This is a genomic window from Paraburkholderia sp. RAU2J, from assembly GCF_003634845.1.
In the GTDB taxonomy this organism is placed as follows: Bacteria; Pseudomonadota; Gammaproteobacteria; order Burkholderiales; family Burkholderiaceae; genus Paraburkholderia; species Paraburkholderia fynbosensis.
Genome location: NZ_RBXG01000002.1, coordinates 1,985,079 through 2,001,496 on the forward strand (window position 1 = coordinate 1,985,079; position 16,418 = coordinate 2,001,496).

Annotated in this window: 18 protein-coding genes; 7 read left to right on the forward strand and 11 right to left on the reverse strand. The window is 65.0% G+C overall.

Annotated features, from left to right (window positions below):
- Positions 1–252 precede the first annotated feature (252 nt).
- The 3 genes from B0G69_RS26310 to B0G69_RS26315 all read right to left on the reverse strand — a co-directional run bounded on the left by B0G69_RS26310 (position 253) and on the right by B0G69_RS26315 (position 1,612).
- Positions 253–798: a cupin gene (locus B0G69_RS26310; RefSeq protein ID WP_121322415.1), complete on the reverse strand. Its 546-nt coding sequence runs from the start codon at positions 796–798 to the stop codon at positions 253–255.
- Between the two features lie 311 nt (positions 799–1,109).
- Positions 1,110–1,280, reverse strand: coding sequence for a hypothetical protein (locus B0G69_RS41485; protein WP_199731345.1), 171 nt, complete (start codon positions 1,278–1,280; stop codon positions 1,110–1,112).
- 68 nt (positions 1,281–1,348) lie between these two features.
- Positions 1,349–1,612, reverse strand: coding sequence for a hypothetical protein (locus tag B0G69_RS26315; protein WP_121322417.1), 264 nt, complete (start codon positions 1,610–1,612; stop codon positions 1,349–1,351).
- 176 nt (positions 1,613–1,788) lie between these two features.
- Between B0G69_RS26315 and B0G69_RS26320 the strand changes: the two genes are divergently transcribed.
- Positions 1,789–2,025 carry a hypothetical protein gene (locus B0G69_RS26320; protein WP_121322419.1) on the forward strand — a complete coding sequence of 79 codons (237 nt, stop codon included), beginning with the start codon at positions 1,789–1,791 and terminating at the stop codon, positions 2,023–2,025.
- Positions 2,026–2,125: 100 nt separating this feature from the next.
- Here B0G69_RS26320 and B0G69_RS26325 read toward each other — a convergent pair whose 3' ends face one another.
- Positions 2,126–2,371: a DUF6723 family protein gene (locus B0G69_RS26325; RefSeq protein ID WP_121322421.1), complete on the reverse strand. Its 246-nt coding sequence runs from the start codon at positions 2,369–2,371 to the stop codon at positions 2,126–2,128.
- A 183-nt stretch (positions 2,372–2,554) separates the two neighbouring features.
- Here B0G69_RS26325 and B0G69_RS42090 point away from each other — a divergent pair, with 183 nt between their 5' ends.
- Complete coding sequence (locus tag B0G69_RS42090; protein WP_241991471.1) at positions 2,555–2,851, forward strand: hypothetical protein; 297 nt, start codon at positions 2,555–2,557, stop codon at positions 2,849–2,851.
- Between the two features lie 228 nt (positions 2,852–3,079).
- On the opposite strand, the gene B0G69_RS26335 is transcribed toward B0G69_RS42090, so the two are convergent.
- Positions 3,080–4,186 (reverse strand): porin, encoded by a 1,107-nt coding sequence (locus tag B0G69_RS26335; RefSeq protein WP_121322423.1) that lies wholly within the window; start codon positions 4,184–4,186, stop codon positions 3,080–3,082.
- A gap of 468 nt (positions 4,187–4,654) precedes the next feature.
- Between B0G69_RS26335 and B0G69_RS26340 the strand changes: the two genes are divergently transcribed.
- Together B0G69_RS26340 and B0G69_RS26345 are read left to right on the forward strand one after the other, a co-directional pair.
- The gene (locus B0G69_RS26340) at positions 4,655–5,893 is read left to right on the forward strand and encodes an AAA family ATPase (protein WP_121322426.1); all 1,239 of its coding nucleotides are present in this window, start codon (positions 4,655–4,657) and stop codon (positions 5,891–5,893) included.
- Positions 5,894–5,907: 14 nt separating this feature from the next.
- Positions 5,908–7,671, forward strand: a complete 1,764-nt coding sequence (locus B0G69_RS26345) for a cobalamin biosynthesis protein CobT (RefSeq protein ID WP_121322428.1) — start codon at positions 5,908–5,910, stop codon at positions 7,669–7,671.
- 22 nt (positions 7,672–7,693) lie between these two features.
- Here B0G69_RS26345 and B0G69_RS26350 read toward each other — a convergent pair whose 3' ends face one another.
- The 3 genes from B0G69_RS26350 to B0G69_RS26360 form a co-directional block, all read right to left on the reverse strand.
- Complete coding sequence (locus tag B0G69_RS26350) at positions 7,694–8,554, reverse strand: MBL fold metallo-hydrolase (RefSeq protein WP_121322430.1); 861 nt, start codon at positions 8,552–8,554, stop codon at positions 7,694–7,696.
- Positions 8,555–8,700: 146 nt separating this feature from the next.
- Positions 8,701–9,534, reverse strand: coding sequence for a class II glutamine amidotransferase (locus B0G69_RS26355; protein ID WP_121322432.1), 834 nt, complete (start codon positions 9,532–9,534; stop codon positions 8,701–8,703).
- A 228-nt stretch (positions 9,535–9,762) separates the two neighbouring features.
- Entirely contained in the window at positions 9,763–10,440 is a 678-nt protein-coding gene (locus tag B0G69_RS26360) for a MarC family protein (protein ID WP_121322434.1), read from the reverse strand.
- 372 nt (positions 10,441–10,812) lie between these two features.
- Here B0G69_RS26360 and B0G69_RS26365 point away from each other — a divergent pair, with 372 nt between their 5' ends.
- Positions 10,813–11,028 (forward strand): DUF3311 domain-containing protein, encoded by a 216-nt coding sequence (locus tag B0G69_RS26365; RefSeq protein WP_121322436.1) that lies wholly within the window; start codon positions 10,813–10,815, stop codon positions 11,026–11,028.
- Positions 11,025–12,497, forward strand: coding sequence for a sodium:solute symporter (locus B0G69_RS26370; protein ID WP_121322438.1), 1,473 nt, complete (start codon positions 11,025–11,027; stop codon positions 12,495–12,497). The genes B0G69_RS26365 and B0G69_RS26370 overlap by 4 nt, the downstream gene beginning before the upstream one ends.
- Positions 12,498–12,816: 319 nt before the next feature.
- On the opposite strand, the gene B0G69_RS26375 is transcribed toward B0G69_RS26370, so the two are convergent.
- Positions 12,817–13,692 carry a phytochelatin synthase family protein gene (locus tag B0G69_RS26375; RefSeq protein WP_121322440.1) on the reverse strand — a complete coding sequence of 292 codons (876 nt, stop codon included), beginning with the start codon at positions 13,690–13,692 and terminating at the stop codon, positions 12,817–12,819.
- A 310-nt stretch (positions 13,693–14,002) separates the two neighbouring features.
- Here B0G69_RS26375 and B0G69_RS26380 point away from each other — a divergent pair, with 310 nt between their 5' ends.
- Positions 14,003–14,209: a DUF1289 domain-containing protein gene (locus B0G69_RS26380; protein WP_121322442.1), complete on the forward strand. Its 207-nt coding sequence runs from the start codon at positions 14,003–14,005 to the stop codon at positions 14,207–14,209.
- 7 nt (positions 14,210–14,216) lie between these two features.
- Here the strand turns inward: B0G69_RS26380 and B0G69_RS26385 are convergent, their stop codons facing one another.
- Positions 14,217–15,293: a GGDEF domain-containing protein gene (locus B0G69_RS26385; protein ID WP_241991472.1), complete on the reverse strand. Its 1,077-nt coding sequence runs from the start codon at positions 15,291–15,293 to the stop codon at positions 14,217–14,219.
- A 43-nt stretch (positions 15,294–15,336) separates the two neighbouring features.
- A complete protein-coding gene (locus B0G69_RS26390) occupies positions 15,337–16,206 on the reverse strand; it encodes a hypothetical protein (RefSeq protein WP_121322447.1) in 870 nt (289 codons plus the stop codon).
- Positions 16,207–16,418 lie beyond the last annotated feature (212 nt).

Consider the following 16,418-nt stretch of genomic DNA (forward strand, 5'->3'; position numbering starts at 1 on the left):
TGACGCATGAGGAACCGCAGCGAGGCCTACCGATGATGCACCGATGTGCGCAACTCTGCACGGGGCTTTACATGCGGGATCGAGTATGCGGTTGCGCGGGAGGCGGCGGATCTTTCAGAGGGCTTGCGAGGGCGGCTCGCTTATCGCGCGTGTTGTCGACGGCATGCGCGCTTTGCCTCACGGCGCAGGCGCAGGCGCAGCAAAACGCGTACAAAGCGCCACGCGCGCAGCCCTTCGCATCGGCATCGACCCTCAAGCCGCATGCAGCCAGTGTTCGACTAGCGGTCCCTGCTTGCCGTCGATCGGATCAAGCGGCGGGAACGGCAATGCTTCCATCGTCCGGCGTTCTTCCGGCGACAGCGCTTCGCGACGAATGTCCCATTGCTGCCCGTCCGGATACCCGGCCACCACCTGAAAATGCCGCTCGAACGATTGCAGACAATGGCCGGTGCCAGCCGGCAGCAATAGCGCATCGCCCGCCGATATCGTCACCACCCTGCCGCCCGGCCCGCCGACGATCACCTGAGCGGATCCACCGCATACGCCAAGGACTTCATGCGCGGTCGCGTGGAAATGGTGGTAATCGAAAATACCGTCGCGCCACTGCGGCGGCCAGTCGTTACGCTCGAACAGCATTTCGAACGCATCGGCCAGATTGCCGCCGTCCGGCGCCAATGCGCGGCGGTAAATTACGACCGGCAGCTTGCGGTTGTTCGGCACCCAATCGTGCGGCTCGAGCATGAACACTTCGTACCGGGTCTGAGCCTTATCGAATCCGTGTTTCGAATCATTGAACATGTTGGCTCCTTTGTTTGATGAGACTTGCGGCGCCGATGGTTCTCGTCGTGGACGTGGTGGAACCTCGCGCGTGGGTTGTGCATGCCTCGCGGCCCGCGCCAGCGCCAGTCCGTCCTGAAGTGATGCTTGCAGCACAAAGCGCGCCTGCCCGGCGCGAGCGGCTGCGCGCGGACTTTCATGCATTGGCACGCGAGCGCAGCGCGCGTGCTTTCCCACACCACGCTGCGGCTTCGCTCAGTGCCCGTCGCGCATCGCGTGCGGTGTCGCTGGATATATCGCTTGCGACGAAGCGGTGTGCCGTCAGTGAGCGCTCAACCGCCGCCGATCCCTTGCAGCACCTTGCCCGTCCCACCGCAAACGACGCAGCGGCTGCCTTCCACTTTGCCCGTGCCGTGACACGCGGCGCAAAGATCTTCGCCGACTCCCGGCGCGTCGGGGGGCCCTTCGTCGCCGGGGTTGGTTGCTTCGTTATCTGCTTGCATACAGTTCTCCTCGTTTCGGTTTTGCACATTGACTGCGGTGCATGAACGCGAGCGACGCGCGCGCCGCGTCAGCTTTTACGCTGCGATTCGCGGCCGCCACCACCCGGGGGCTCGGCATGCGCCCCCGTGCCGAGCGGCACTTCGGCCGTTTGCGCCGGCCGTTCGCTCGAACGTGGAGGATTGGTTTGCTCGTCCACGCCGGTTTGCTCAACCGGCTCGATACCGAGCGGACTTGGCTCGACGTAGTGCGTGCCGCTCGGCGTGTTGCGCGCCTTCGTTTCCGGCGACACAGTCGATGCATCGCGGCTTTCGGCGGGTTTGGTGTCCGGCATGGCGCTCTCCTTGATTGGGGCATAAGTTTGATGCAGCAACATCCGGTCCCTCTGTGCGGCGCACGCATCGAGCGCGCAAGGCAGGCGCCGGCCGCGCGGGCGCCGCCCGTTGGGCACAGCCGTTGCGGCGCCAAGGCTGCAGGTCTGAGCCCGCTTTTTGTAAAAAGGAGAACGTCATGACAATCACGACAATTCGTGTGTCCGATACGGAAGTGCAGGTGGAACGCACGCGATACACCTTTGCGCAAAAGAGCGACGCGGACGCGTTCCAGCGCTGCCTCGTCGATACGTCGATCGATAGTTGCTATCGCTCGCACCCGCCGTTGTCGGCACAACCCACGTTACCCGACGAGCCTCCGGACGATCCGGGACGTGGCAGCACGATTTCGCCGTCACTCGGCGGCATGCCTTGAGGCGCGGGCTGTAGCGGGATGCACTGAACCGGTCAGCCGTGACGAGGTCTGCGCTTTCCCTGCCGGCGGCGCCAACAGGCCATCTGCGATCAATCCGCCCTCACTTTTCCGGCGCCGCGCGATCAGCCGCCACAATCTCGCGCCCATAGTCGATCGCGGCCCGCCGCGCCTCGTCGGCGGTCGCGTAGGGCCCAATTTGCGGGGCACCGTCGAATGGAAACAGAAGTTTTCTGTCCGCTTTTCTGACTACCTTCAGTCCACCTACGTAACGGCCGTCGCCTGTTCCGTGATAGCTCGCAAAAATCTCGAAGTCATCGTCAGCGACGTCGGCCTTGTGTCGCGCCATGGGTGTCCTCGTTCCTGCACGTTCCGTGCGCCAGATGGGTCGTGTGCAATGCGCCCTCGGTGTAAAGAGCGGCGCGTGTGCCGGAGTCGAGCAATAGCCGTTCCACGAGACGCGAGCCCGCGCCTGGCATGGAGTCCACAGAGGAGGCATGAGGATTGCGCGCGTCAGCGGTAGGTCATTGGCATGGAGAACAACGCGATGAATTTATCGAGCACCCGGATTCGGATCTGTGACGCCCGTGACGCCCGTGACGTGCACGGCGTGCGTGGGCTGCGCTTGCATACGCCGATGCCGCCCGAGATCGAGCCCGACGCACCGCCCCCGCCGGCCACCGATCCCGATCCGGAGCCCGACGACCCGGCGAGCGATCCGTCTCACGAACCTGAAGGCGATCCGCCGGTGAAGCCGCCGCCGGTGCGCTCTGCCGGTCGAGGGTTCAGTGAAACTCGCAGGCGCGCATCGCACCGCCATGCGAGTTGACGATGTGATGCCGATAGGCTGGAGTTCGATGTAGGGGACAGCGTGTCGAAAACGGTGGTTCGCGATGTCGAGGAACCGCCGCGGATGGCCGCTGACAGCCGCACGCTTAGGCGCGCATTCACCTTTTACAACCGCGCGCCTCGTGGTCCTCTTGTGCCATGCCGCCCGCTTCACCCGCATCGCCGCCCAACCGGCGGCGATGCGCCGAGAACGCGCCGTTGACCCGCATCAGAACTGATGCAGCATCCCGACATAAGCGCCGGTTTGCGACTCCCCGACGAGCGGATTCGTGTTGCTGGTCGAATCGCGCGGCGCGGCTTCGAGCGAGAAGTTCGAATTGCTGCCGTTGCGCACATAGCCGACCGTGCCGTACAGGAAGGTCCGCTTCGACAGGTTGTAGGTAGTGCCGAGCACATACATCATCGCGTGCCCGGACGGATCGTGCGCGACGTCGCCTGCGCCATCGCCGACCTTGATGTAGTAGCCACCCGCCGTCACCGCCCAGCGCGATTGCGCGTTGTAGGTAGCGCCAAGCCAGTAGTGATCCGCGGTGTCGGCGACGCCAGCCGGCGAGTCCGGCGCCGAGTAATGCGTATAGGCGGCCTGAATCTTCATCGCATCGAAATGCACGTTCGCGCCGACAAAATATTCACGCGACGCCTGGAATATGTTGCTGAAGTGGCCGTTGCTGTCGCGCAGTTCGTCGTAGATGCCGCGCACGTCGAAGAGCGGCGAGTGGTAGGTCAGCATGATGCCGTTCGAGCGGCCGAATTCGCCCGGCGCGCCGCTGTTGAACGCACCCGCCTGATTGCCGAGCGAATATTGCCCCTGCACATCGAAGCCCCAGAACACCGGGCTTTTATATTCGATGTTGTTGTTGGTCTGCTGCCAGTTGCGTCCGCGCACGAGCGAGGCCGACGAAAACGCCTGCTGCACGAACGGATCGAATTCCCACACGCCGTCACTGTCGATGAACAGATTGCGCCCGGCCTGCAGCGTGCCCCACTGCCCGCTCTTCAAGCCGACGAACGCGCGCCGCGACCACAACCGCCCGCCACTGGTCGTGCCGTCCATCACCTGCAAACCGGTTTCGAGGTTGAAGATCGCATTGAGCCCGCCGCCAAGATCTTCGTTGCCTTTGAGGCCCAGCATACTGGTGCCCCAGTTGCCGCCCTCCGCGCGCCAGCGGCTTGCACTGCCGCCCGCGCCGTCGTTGATGTGATTCAGGTATTCGACGCCGCCGTCGAGGCGGCCATATAACGACACGCTGGTTTGGCCATATGCCAGCGGGCTGACCAGCGCCAGAGCGCTCACTAATTGGGTGCAGAGTCTCATTGTTTTGCCGTGGTTTTGTCTGTCGCGATAGGGGCTAAAGCGGTGGCAAAGCGGACTACGGATGAATCAAAACTACCTAGGTGCGGGACGCATCTTTCTGCGTGAACCGCGAACGGGACTGCCTGAAGCATCGTCATCATTTCGCTGCGCGCGCATAACCGTTCCAGTGTCTCCGTCTGCCCGGTCAGCCGCTGCATGCCGCGGATTCACGCGCAGCCGCACCTGCAATGTTGTCAAACTACACACGCCACGCGTCGGAACTATAGGGGGATACGCGCCGGGCAGCCTATCCGTTTAACGCAATAAATAGTTGCGAGCCGCGCAAGCTCGACATGCACACCCGAAAAAACATTGCGCGCCGTTCACGATATTCACAGGAGATCGAAAGCCGCCCAAGATAAGATAGTCGGTCATTCGGTTTGAGCCAAATCGAAATGCAATTCCGTTTATCGACCATTCCTCTATGCCATGGACGACGCGCCCGAGCTGACCGGATACGACAATGAGGACGAACACCTTGGCCTCTATCAACGCGCCACGGAAACCGGCGTGGAATGGTGGCGCGTCAGCGTGGCCGACCGGCCCGAAACCTATCGACTCGAACATGGTTCCGACGATGCCCGCGGCGCGGGCACGGTGGATATCGATCTGGTGGTCGACGCGGAGAATCTGCGCGCGAAGTTAAAGAAATGGCGTCGTGAAGGCTTCGCGATCGACGCTGACGATACCGCGAACGATTGCGCTGCGAATGCGCGCATCGCCTTCATGCCGGAGTTGCAGCGGGTCGCGGCGCTGATGTCGGCGGCGAAGCAAAGGCCGCGCGAAGGCACGGGCGAGACCGTGCGTATTGTCGAGGTCGAAGTGCCGTGCGGCGTCGGCGGTGCGCTGGTGCCGCCGGTCAATCCCGCGTATCTGTTCGCGGCGCGCTTTAACGACATCGTCGAAGACATCGCCGAGAATCGCCGCGTGATGCTGATCGGCCACACCGGCGCGGGCAAAACCAGCCTGATCGAACAGGTCGCGGCACGCTCGCACCACGGCGTGCTGCGCTCGAACATGAACGGGCAGACCACGGTCGGCGATTTCGTCGGCTTCTGGACCGTCAAGGGCGGCGAGACCTTGTGGGTCGACGGCGTGCTGCCCACGGCGATGCGCGAAGGCCTGTGGCTGATCGTCGACGAAATCGATTTTGCCGAGCCGTCGATTCTCGCCGCCCTCACCGCCGTGCTCGAACCGCACGGCCGCCTCGTGCTGAAGGAGAAAGGCAACGAGATCGTCGCGCCGCATCCGTCGTTCCGGCTCTTCGCGACGGCGAACGCAGTGGGCGCGATGAGTCAGTTCCGTCATCTGTATCAGGGCGCGAATCTGATGAACGAGGCGTTTCTCGATCGCTGGCGTGTGTACCTGCTCGACTATCTGACGCCCGCCGAAGAAGCCGACGTGCTGATGCGAACGCTAGCGCCGAATATGACGCGCGCACTCGCCACGACGCTCGCCGCGATCGCCGCGGACTGCCGCGCGGCGTTCGCCCGCGAGGACCTGTCGAGCGCGTTCTCGACGCGCCGCCTGCTCGACTGGGCCGAGCTGATGCTGCGCACCGGCGACCCCGAACGCGCCGCCGCGCCGGCCATCTACGCGAAGGTGAGCCCGGAAGACGCCGCGCTGATTCGCGGTATCGTTCGCCATCGCATCGCACCGGACGGCTGAGCGGGAGCGCACACGTGAACGCGAGAACGCGCCGGCCAGGCGCTGCACGCGACACGCGCGGCTTCGCGTTCGAATCGACGCTTGGCAAGGTGGCGCGCGTGCTCACCGGGCAATATGGGGTGACGGTCGTGTTCAGCCCCGATGGGCCGCGCGTCGAACCCGGCCGCATTGTGATTCCAGACTATGAGCTGAGCGGCGGCGTCGAACGCGACGTGCTGATCGGCTATCTGGATCTGCTGGTGGCGCGCGCGAAGCATGCGTCGCTCGCGCAGCTCGACGCATTGCCCGCGGGCGTCGTATCGAATCTCGCCCAGGTGATCGAAGACCGTCGCGTGTGCGGCCAACTGCTCGACGAATATCCGGGCGCGCACTGGTTCATCGGCAAACTGCGCGCGCATGCCGCCGAGCGGGTCGCGCAACGCTGGCCGAAACTACATTGGCGCGAGCGGCTCGTGTGGCTGATCGAGCGCGCGCTGTGGGACGAGCCGCCGAGCCGCGCTGAAGCGAGCCATTCGCTGCTGGCCGCGCTGCATGCCGCGCAGGATCTGCTGCGGGAGGCGCGCGCGAGCGGCTCGACCGCGCGGAGCATTGCGACGGCGCAAGCTTTGGTGGCACGCGTGCGGGCCTTGTCGGCGGGCGACGTGAACAGCATGATGTTCACCGCCGATCCGGTCGAGGACATCGAGACGGAAACGTCCGAGGCCGCGTCCTCGTCCTTCGACCACGACACCGCCCTGCCCGATCACGACAACAAGGCCGCGCCACCCGCCGAGCAGAGCGGCGGCGCGCAGGCCGACCACGCGCCCGGCATGGGGCACTCGCTCGCCGACGCGCAACAGCCGTCCAGCGACGCCGACGGCGCAGCGGGCACGGCGGCCGCGCACGCCTCGCCGGCCACGCTGTCGATCCCGCTCGCCACCGAATTCGACGTGATCACCGACCTCACGGGCCAGGGCAACAGCGCCGCGTGGCGCGCGCTGCGCGCGCAAGCCCGCGCGGACACCGCGCCGCTGAAGGAGAAGCTCGAACGCGCGCTGAGCGCCGACGAACGCATCCGCTGGCGCCGCGAGCAGGAGCGCGGCGAAATCGACCGCACCGCGCTGGCCAGACTCGCGACCTCGCCCGGCTACCGCACGCCGTTTCGCACGCAGCGCGCAGCTAAAGGGCGCGACGTCGCGGTGACGCTGCTAATCGACCGCAGCGGTTCGATGGCCGGGCGCAAGATCGAACTCGCGCGCCTGTGCGCGAGCGCGCTGTGCGACGCACTCACGCAATTGTCGTTCGATTGCGAAGTGCTCGGCTATTGTTCGCTCGAATCCGCGCCGATGCGCGAGCTCTACGAACGCCAGCTTGCCGCCGGCGCGGATCTGCGGCGCTATAACCGCTTCGTCGAGCGACTCGATCTGAAGGTGTACAAACGTTTTGGTGCGACGGATCTGAGCGGTATCACCGCGATCGACTGCGGTCACGAGAACCCCGACGGCGAAGCGCTCGCGTGGGCCGCCACGCGGCTCGCCGATCATCCGGCCGCGCGGCGCATTCTGATGGTGTTTTCCGACGGCTATCCCTCGACCGGCGACGGCGACCCGCAGCTGTTGCGCCGCGATCTGCGCGAACGCGTGGCGGCGATCGGCAAGCGCGGCATCGAACTGGTAGGCGTCGGCGTGCTGACCGACGCGGTCGAGGACCTCTATCCGCGCAACGTGGTGGTGAGCCGTCTCGCCGAACTGCCGTCGATCGTGTTCTCGGTGCTGAGCTCGATGCTGCTGACGCGCTGAGCCGCGCGCCTTCACCGCCGCCTCAGAACGCGTTCAACGGAATCTTCAGATAGCGCACGCCGTTGTCTTCCGGCTCCGGCAACGCGCCCGCGCGAATGTTGATCTGGATCGCCGGCAGGATCAGCGTCGGCATGCCGAGCGTGCGATCGCGCGCGGTGCGCATCGCGACGAATTCGGCCGCGCTCACCGCGTCGTTCAGATGGATGTTGTCGCGGCGTTGCTCGGCCACGGTGGTCTGCCAGCGCGGCTCGCGCGACGGCGGCGGGTAATCGTGGCACATGCACAGGCGCGTGTCCGGCGGCAACGTCAGCAGCTTGCGCACGGACTCATATAGCGTATGCGCATCGCCCCCCGGAAAATCACAGCGCGCCGAGCCGAGGTCCGGCATGAACAGCGTATCGCCGACGAACACCGCATCGCCGATCCGGTACGCCATGTCAGCGGGCGTATGGCCCGGCACATGCAGCGCTTCGCCGCTCAATTCGCCGATGCTGAAGCGCTCGCCGGCGCAGAACAGATGATCGAACTGACGGCCATCGGTCGGCAGATCGTCGCCGAGATTGAAGATGCCCCTGAACACGCCCTGCACGATGCGAATGCTCGCGCCGATCGCAATCCGGCCGCCCAGCGTCTCCTTCAGATAAGGGGCCGCCGAGAGGTGATCGGCATGCGCATGCGTTTCCAGCAGCCACACCACGCGCAAGCCATGCTCCCGCACGAACGCAACGACGCGCTCGGCACCAGCCGTCGATGTGCGGCCGGACTTCGGGTCATAGTCGAGCACCGGATCGATCACCGCGCAGGCCGAGCCGTCGCCCGCGTGGACCACGTACGTGAAGGTGCCGGTGGTGACATCGTAGAACGCTTCTATTTGAGGTGTCATGGTCGTCTCCAGGTCGGTCCACGCAATCCTGCATCAGAGATAGCGACGCTGCGAGGCGATACAACACACGCGCTCCTCGTTGCAGACCATCGGCGCCTTCACGCACCGCTGTTCGTAGGTTGTGAACGCCCTCCCCGCTACGCCGCTCAGGCCAGTTGCGGCTTGAACGGATAGTGCTCGATCTCGCCGCCGCGTGCGACCACCGCCGTGCTCTCGGGAATCTCCTGCCACCAGCCGGGCAAGTCCGCGAGCGGCTCCGACAACACCAGAAACGCATCCTCGCCGGCCGCCTTGATGCGCGGATCGTCGGGATACAGCTCCAGCAGGTGACGAAACGACGTGCTGTGAAATAGCGAACGCGATTGCCCTTCGCTCGAATAGCGCACGGCGACGATCTGTTCGCCATCGGTCGCGCACACGGTCATGTTCAGCGGCTCGTCGACGCCGTGCTTGCGGCCGGTCGCCTCGACGAACGCGACCATCCGTTCGAGCGCGGTGACGGGCGCCAACTCCAGGCCGAAGCTCAGCGCGAGAAAGAACATCACTTCGGAATCGGTCGATCCCTCGATGGACGGGAACAGGTCCGCGTCGATCGCGACCATCAGATCGCGGCGCACCGCCGGATAGTTGCGCACCAGGCCGTTGTGCGCGAACAGCCAGCGGCCATGACGGAACGGATGACAGTTGGTTTCCTGCGACGGCGTATCGGTCGCGGCGCGAATGTGGGCGACGAACATCGGCGCTCGAATCGCCCGGGCGGCTTCGCGCAGATTTCGGTCGCTCCACGCGGGCTGGATGCAGCGGTAGCGAAACGGGATGTCGGTCGGATGCCCGTACCAGCCGATTCCGAAGCCGTCGCCATTGGTGGTGGTGTGACCGAGCCGGGAATGCAGGCTCTGGTCGATGAGCGAATGCTTGGCGTTGAACAGCACCGTTTCGAGTTGAAGCGGAAGGCCGGTATAAGCGAGCCAGCGACACATGAATGCTCTCCTTTGTCGACCAGAGTTAGCGCTTTAGCGCTTACTCTGGTCCCATGCAAGATACTTGCGGTCGACCCGAGTTAGCGCTTTAGCGCTTACTCGGGTCCCATGCAAGACATTGCGGTCGACCAGATCAGAATTGGCCCTTTAGCGCTTGCCCTGGTCCCATGCAAGACACTTGCTCCCAGCGACAACCAACCTCCCCGGCACCACCTCACCCGCCCCACACTATTTGCCCACCGGCTGCATGGTCGCAATCGGAATCAGGAATTCGGAAAATCCAGTCAGCATAATCTGCACGCCGATGCACAGCAGCAAAAACGAAGATACACGCATCGCGACCTTGGTTCCTTCGACGCCGAGATACTTCGCAAAAATCACCGCACGGCTGTAGATCAGATAGACAGTAGCGGCCACCGCGAACGAGATCACCACCGACGCGATGCTAGACACCACGAACTCCGACAGCTTGTGCGTACGGTTCGCGGTCAGCGCGACCGCAGTGGCAATCGAGCCCGGCCCGGTGGTCAGCGGAATGGTGAGCGGGAAGAATGCCTTCGACATTGCGTTGTCCGCATCGACGCGCTTGACGGCCGTCGGCTCGGCCGGCTGCGTGTCCGGTGCATTGAGCATCTGCCAGCCGCCGACCGCCACGGCGAGTCCGCCGCCGATACGCAACGCCTCCATCGAGATGCCGAAGAAATGCAGGATCGGCGTGCCGATGAAGAACGCCACCAGCAGCACGCACACCACGTTGATGGCAATTTTCCGCGCGAGCGCGGTGCGCTCCTCGGTGGTCAGCGCCGCGGTCCGGTCGAGGAACACGAAAGCAATGCCGATCGGATTGATGATGCTAATGAGCCCGGTAAAGCCAAACAGAATGTCCGAGATCAGACTGGCGACCATATGCGACCCGTGTCGGGCGGCAGCCCCCGGTGGCTGGACGTCCTGCCCGCGCACCCGGAACGCCGCGTCATGTTGATGAAGCCGGAGCGTCGTGCGCTACCCGGACCATGCTCGCCCTGCGTGGCGAGAATCATATCGCGGCGCGTCAGCCCAGGCCGCAAAAAGCCTCACAACACGAGGTATCGCGTGGCGTGCCGCCGTCCGCGCAGCGCCTTGCAGCGCAACAAGCACCGGCCGAAAGATGTACCCGCAACTTTCAGAAAGCCTACACTTTTTTGACCACCTTTACGTAACCAAAGTATCCGGCATACAGTCCTCAGCGAAGCCGCACTTTCAACGAGACGTACTTAACCGGTTCGAGGAGTTGCCCCCATGTTGCTTCGTGTACTCGCCGCGTTGCCGTTCATCGGCATTCTGCTCGGCGTCCCGTTGGTGAATCGCGTCGAGCCGCTGGTGCTCGGCATGCCGTTCGTGCTCGCCTGGATCGTCATGTGGGTGGTGCTGAGTTCGATCCTGATGGCGGTCGTCTACCGTCTGGACCCGGCCAACCGCAACTTCGTGGCCGATGCCGAGGAGGCCGGCTCATGAGCGCACTCGTCATCATCGCGGCCGTCACGCTGTTCGCCCTCTATCTCGGCGTGCGCGCGCGGCGCGGCCACGACATGAACCTCGAACAGTGGAGCGTGGGCGGGCGCAGCTTCGGCACCGCCTTCGTGTTCCTGCTGATGGCGGGCGAGATCTACACGACCTTCACCTTCCTCGGCGGCAGCGGCTTCGCGTACGGCAAGGGCGCGCCGGTCTACTACATTCTTGCGTACGGCACGCTCGCGTACATCCTCTCGTACTGGATGCTGCCGCCGATCTGGCGTTACGCGAAGAAGCACCGCCTCGTGTCGCAACCGCATTTTTTCTCGCGCAAATACGAGAGCCCCGCGCTCGGCACGCTGGTCGCGCTAGTCGGCGTGGCCGCGCTGATTCCATACCTCGTGCTGCAACTGAAGGGGCTCGGCATCATCGTCGCGACGGCCTCGTATGGCGCGATTTCGTCGACGGCGGCCGTGTGGATCGGCGCCGCCGTCGTGACCGCCTACGTGATCGTCTCGGGCGTGCGCGGCTCCGCATGGAACTCGGTGGTGAAGGATCTGCTGATCCTCGCGATCGTGCTGTTCCTCGGCATCTACCTGCCGCTGCACTACTACGGCGGCCTGGGCGACATGTTCCGCGCGATCGACGCCGCCCGCCCCGGCTTCCTCGCCTTCCCGGCGCGCGGCTCGAGCGTGACGTGGTTCCAGTCGACCGTGCTGCTGACCGCGCTCGGCTTCTTCATGTGGCCGCACACGTTCGGCTCCATCTTCACCGCGAAGGACGAACGCATCTTCCGCCGCAACGCGATGGTGCTGCCGCTGTATCAGCTGATCCTGCTGTTCGTGTTCTTCGTCGGCTTCGCGGCGACACTGCGGGTGCCGGGCCTCAAGGGCGGCGACATCGACCTGTCGCTGTTCCGCCTGTCCTTGCAGACCTTCGACCCGTGGTTCGTCGGCGTGATCGGCGCGGCCGGCATTCTGACCGCACTCGTACCGGGCTCGATGATCCTCACTTCGGCATCGACGCTGCTCGCCAACGACGTGTATCGCGGCATGGTGAACCGCAACGCATCGGACGCCTCGGTCGCCACGCTCGCGCGCTTCCTGGTGCCGGTTGTGGCGCTGGTCGCGGTCGGCTTCACGCTGAACGGCGGCGAGACCATCGTCGCGTTGCTGCTGATGGGCTATAGCTTCGTGACCCAGCTTTTCCCCGCGGTGATCTGCAGCCTGTTCCCGCATAACCGCGCGACGAGGCAGGGCGCGTTCTGCGGGATCGTGGCCGGCGTCACGGTGGTCACGCTGACAACCACGCTGCACTGGAGCGTCGGCCAGTTGATGCCGTTCCTGCCCGACGCGTTGAAGGACGTCAACATCGGCTTGCTCGCGCTGGCGGTGAACGTGGTCGTGTTCGTGGTGGTGAGCGCGGTGACGCAGCCGAGGCCGGTCGAACAGACGCGCGCATCGGTGCACTGAGCACGTACCGGCTTCGTTCAGTCCGAGTGCATGAAGGGGTTGCCCGCGTGAGCGGCGACCCCTTCGCTGTTTTATGTCCAGCATCCCGCGCGCAAACGGCGCGCCGTGCGCCAAGGTCAAATCTACATATGAATGAAAAAAACGCCTGCGTGCAACACGCGCGCCGGCTGCCACTCGCGCCTTTGCCCAGTCTCCGCGCACTGCAACACAAACCCGCGCCAACACGCTTCGAAAAACGTTGAACGACAGGCACACCCCTTGCTGATGCTTCGCGCTTGCGAACCGCCTCGCACTGTGCAAGTGCGATAGCGTCCGCGCCTCAGTTCGACCGCGCGCTGACGATCACCAGTCCCCGCGACAGGCCGCTTACCTGGTCGACCGCCAGCGCGCCCGCGTACAGTTGCGCGACCGGCACCCACACGGCCGGGTACTTGTACCGCGCAACGTCGAGCAGCAGCGCGCTATCGCTCGCGGCGTCGTAGGCGGCGAGCGGCGACCAGTGCCCGCCGCCCTTCTCGCCGATCTCCACGCGCCGGAAGTTCAGCAACGCAAAGCGATCCTGACGAACCGTGGTGTCACGAATGCGCTCGCGGAACTGATCGAGCGTCATGTCGCTCGCGCGCCATGTCGTCACGTCGAGCGGGAACGTGCGTAGCACCGCGCTGAGTTGATCGAGCGTCATGCCCTCTTTCGATACCCGCGCGGGGTCGGCCACTTGCGGGTCGATGCCGCGAAAGAAATCCTGCTGCGAGAAAAACGGGAAGTCCGGATACAGGCTCGACTCGGGACGACGAACGCCCAACGCGTTGAGCACCATGACCGAGGCCGCGACCGAACACCAGCTTTCGCTACGCTGCGTCTCGAAGTACTGCGAGAGCGGCCAGTACGACTGGCTGTATGGCGTGGACATCAGGCGCTTCTGGCCCGCGGTCAGCGTCAACGGGATCAGGTTGGGCGGGACGGGCAACGGGCCGTCGGCGGAATGTGCCGCTTGTGGCGCTTGTGGCGCTTGTGGCGCCGTGGCTTGCGCGGCACTTTGGCCTGAGACCTGCGCGGCGCTTCGCGTCTGGGCGAGGCCGTGGTTCGCGTCCGGCGACCACGGCGCGCAGGCCGCCAACGCCGCCGTCGCGACAGTGACGAGCCCCACGGCCCGGCTTATGCGCCCGACGGCGCGCATCGACGAATATCTGGACATTGCCCCTTCCGCTGCGGATGAATCGGAATAACGAAGCCCGCCAGAGCATCTCGTGCCGTCTCGGCGGGCTACATTTTTTAACACGAAACAAAGCGCCGCGTACGTTCGCCTTGCTGGCGGATTGGATATACTCGTCGCCCTCGCGATGCCCGGAACGCGGGTCGAGGTCATCGCCTATGCACAACCTCGACCACGCTGCGACCGCTCAAGTCCGCCGCAACTCGCGCTTTCTATCACGCTTTGATATAACGATCCGATGGCCGTTCATGCATGACCATCGACATCGATCCACCGGAGGGAAGATCTGAACATGGCAATCCAGTCACCGTGCGTCGACATTTGCAGAATCGACGGCAATTCGGGGTTCTGCGTCGGCTGCCTGCGTACCCGCGCGGAAATCCGCGAATGGAAAGGCATGCCCGATGAGCGGCGTCAGGAAGTGCTCGACGAACTGGCGCAACGCGCAGTGAAGCTGCCCTCCGAGGCAACGCTCACCACGGCGCCGCGAAGCTCATGAAACCAACTCACGAGACAGCCGCCCGTCCCGCCGGCGCAACGAATGCGTAGCCATTCTTGCCGCTGCGCTTGACCTGATACATCGCGTCATCGGCGGAGGCGACGAGGCGGCGATAGTCATCCACCGGTTCCGGAAAGCTCGCGATGCCGATGCTCGCGCGCACCACCCCAATGCCGCTCTGCTCATCGGTGCGCACCACGCACGCGATCAGCCGCCGCGCGATCTCGGCGAGTTCCGCGTCGCTCGCGAACGTGCGCACCAGGACCGCGAATTCGTCGCCCCCGATCCGCGCAACCAGATCGGTCTTGCGCACCGATTCGCGAAAGCGCATCGACACCGCGATCAGGAATTCATCGCCCGCGCGATGCCCGAGCGAATCGTTGACCTGCTTGAACCCGTCCAGATCGATGTACAGCACCGCAAGCCGGTGAGCCGTAGACGTCGCGCGCGCCCGGGCCGCGGCTTGCTCCAGCTCGGCCAGCAGCTTGCGCCGGTTCGGCAGGCCGGTCATCGAATCATGCAGCGACGCATGCTCGAACTCGTGCGACTGACCCGCCAACTGGCGATTGCGTCGGGCGTACATGCCCACCGCCGTGATCAGCATGCAGAACAGCAGCGCCGCCAGCGCGATCAACGTGCGCGCGACGTGAGTGATCCGCACGCGCACGTCGGCGCTATCGGCGTCGCGTTGCTCGCGCCAATACGTCGACACGTTGCGCAGTAACGCGTCGGTGTCGTCGAGGCTGGCTGCCGGGCTCAGCGTGGCGGGCGGAATGTGTGGCGCCGTTGACGGACTCGCGTTGACCAGCGCCGCGAGCGACGTGAGGCGCTGCGCGAGTTCGGCGCGCTCGCGCCCATAGTTCTGCGCGTCGGCGGGACTGTCGCCCGGCGCCCGCTGCCACATGCCGAGCTGATCGCGCGCGCTTTGCGCATGGGCAGCCGCATCGAGCACGAGGGCGGCGTACTCCTGTTTCAGCTGATCGGAAAAGACCGTCCTGATCTGCATCGCCAGATACAGCAGGCCGATGAGCAGACACAGCAGCGACGCCACGGCGACCGTCGCGGGACCTGGTCTGAAGCGCATCGCCGGGACACCTTCGCGATCCGCGCGCCAACTTCCGAGCGGCTCAGGGACGCGAGTAAAGGTCTTGCTGCTGGCGTCCGGCGTCATGTTGCCGGTAGTCCACGCGTCGAAAGAACTGCCCCATTCGCGCGAACAGGCTGTCCTTGTGTTTCGCGTTGGGCGCTGAAGCGCGGTGCTCGGCTTGCGCGGTCCGCGCCTGCTTGCCTGAGCGTGCCGCCGCGGACTGTTGCACGGCGGGATCGGCTGACTTGTTTATGCGGCGGATCGGACGGGGTGACGGTGACGGTGACGTGCGCGGGGTGGCGTCGGCGAGAACGACGGTTCGGGGACCAGCCTCGGCCGCAGCCGGCGCGACCTGTCCCGACCAGACCGCCTGCTGGCTGCCCTGCTCGCCGTCCGATACCGGCGATGCCCGACTCCTTGAAGGCTCGCTCGCGATCGTCTCGCTGCCGGACGGCGTCCTTGTTGCCGGTGCATTCGAGGTGGGCGCCGTCGTTGCCAGCGCAGGCGCCGCGGACCCGATAGCTTCGGTCGTGGCCGGCGCCGTCATTATGGTGTGCGTCGCAGCAGCGCCCGGCGCAGCCGCCGACACTGCCGGCTCCATCAACGCGACGGGTTTCATCGGACCGCTCACCGCCGCTCCCAACGCCACGGCCGACGACGAGACCTGCATCCCAAGCGCCTGCCGCGCGCTCGCGATGGCCTCGGCATAGGCCTGCTGATCGTGATTGAACCAGACGCTGTAAGCGACGGTGGCCAGCACGCCGAACGCCAATGCGCCCGCAGCCGCGATGCAGAGCGCGAAACGGCCGAAGCCGGGCGGCGGGGCGCTCGTCCGGTGCGCGCCGCGAATGTCGAAGCGGCGATCCTGGCCCTCCGCTTCGGATTGAGGAAAGTCGGAATCGTTAGCCATCGCAATTGCTCCGGAGTACGTGCTACTTCTGGCTCGCAAGCCATCATCAGACTTCGATCACACGACGTCGCAAGGTCGATGCAAGAAGAGAATGTACGCCGCTCCTCGCCCGTCGACAACACGCCGCCGCTTTAAGCGCCGCTGCGCCAAGCCGTGCTCACAGCGTTGAAGCAGGTAAAAGATACAAGAGCGCATGGCCCGGGCGCCCCTCC

Bases quoted from the DNA above. Each gene is read 5' to 3' on its own strand.
- B0G69_RS26310 (WP_121322415.1), bottom strand. From the start codon at position 798: ATGTTCAATGATTCGAAACACGGATTCGATAAGGCTCAGACCCGGTAC.
- B0G69_RS41485 (WP_199731345.1), bottom strand. From the start codon at position 1,280: ATGCAAGCAGATAACGAAGCAACCAACCCCGGCGACGAAGGGCCCCCC.
- B0G69_RS26315 (WP_121322417.1), bottom strand. From the start codon at position 1,612: ATGCCGGACACCAAACCCGCCGAAAGCCGCGATGCATCGACTGTGTCG.
- B0G69_RS26320 (WP_121322419.1), top strand. From the start codon at position 1,789: ATGACAATCACGACAATTCGTGTGTCCGATACGGAAGTGCAGGTGGAA.
- B0G69_RS26325 (WP_121322421.1), bottom strand. From the start codon at position 2,371: ATGGCGCGACACAAGGCCGACGTCGCTGACGATGACTTCGAGATTTTT.
- B0G69_RS42090 (WP_241991471.1), top strand. From the start codon at position 2,555: ATGGAGAACAACGCGATGAATTTATCGAGCACCCGGATTCGGATCTGT.
- B0G69_RS26335 (WP_121322423.1), bottom strand. From the start codon at position 4,186: ATGAGACTCTGCACCCAATTAGTGAGCGCTCTGGCGCTGGTCAGCCCG.
- B0G69_RS26340 (WP_121322426.1), top strand. From the start codon at position 4,655: ATGGACGACGCGCCCGAGCTGACCGGATACGACAATGAGGACGAACAC.
- B0G69_RS26350 (WP_121322430.1), bottom strand. From the start codon at position 8,554: ATGACACCTCAAATAGAAGCGTTCTACGATGTCACCACCGGCACCTTC.
- B0G69_RS26355 (WP_121322432.1), bottom strand. From the start codon at position 9,534: ATGTGTCGCTGGCTCGCTTATACCGGCCTTCCGCTTCAACTCGAAACG.
- B0G69_RS26360 (WP_121322434.1), bottom strand. From the start codon at position 10,440: ATGGTCGCCAGTCTGATCTCGGACATTCTGTTTGGCTTTACCGGGCTC.
- B0G69_RS26365 (WP_121322436.1), top strand. From the start codon at position 10,813: ATGTTGCTTCGTGTACTCGCCGCGTTGCCGTTCATCGGCATTCTGCTC.
- B0G69_RS26370 (WP_121322438.1), top strand. From the start codon at position 11,025: ATGAGCGCACTCGTCATCATCGCGGCCGTCACGCTGTTCGCCCTCTAT.
- B0G69_RS26375 (WP_121322440.1), bottom strand. From the start codon at position 13,692: ATGTCCAGATATTCGTCGATGCGCGCCGTCGGGCGCATAAGCCGGGCC.
- B0G69_RS26380 (WP_121322442.1), top strand. From the start codon at position 14,003: ATGGCAATCCAGTCACCGTGCGTCGACATTTGCAGAATCGACGGCAAT.
- B0G69_RS26385 (WP_241991472.1), bottom strand. From the start codon at position 15,293: ATGCGCTTCAGACCAGGTCCCGCGACGGTCGCCGTGGCGTCGCTGCTG.
- B0G69_RS26390 (WP_121322447.1), bottom strand. From the start codon at position 16,206: ATGGCTAACGATTCCGACTTTCCTCAATCCGAAGCGGAGGGCCAGGAT.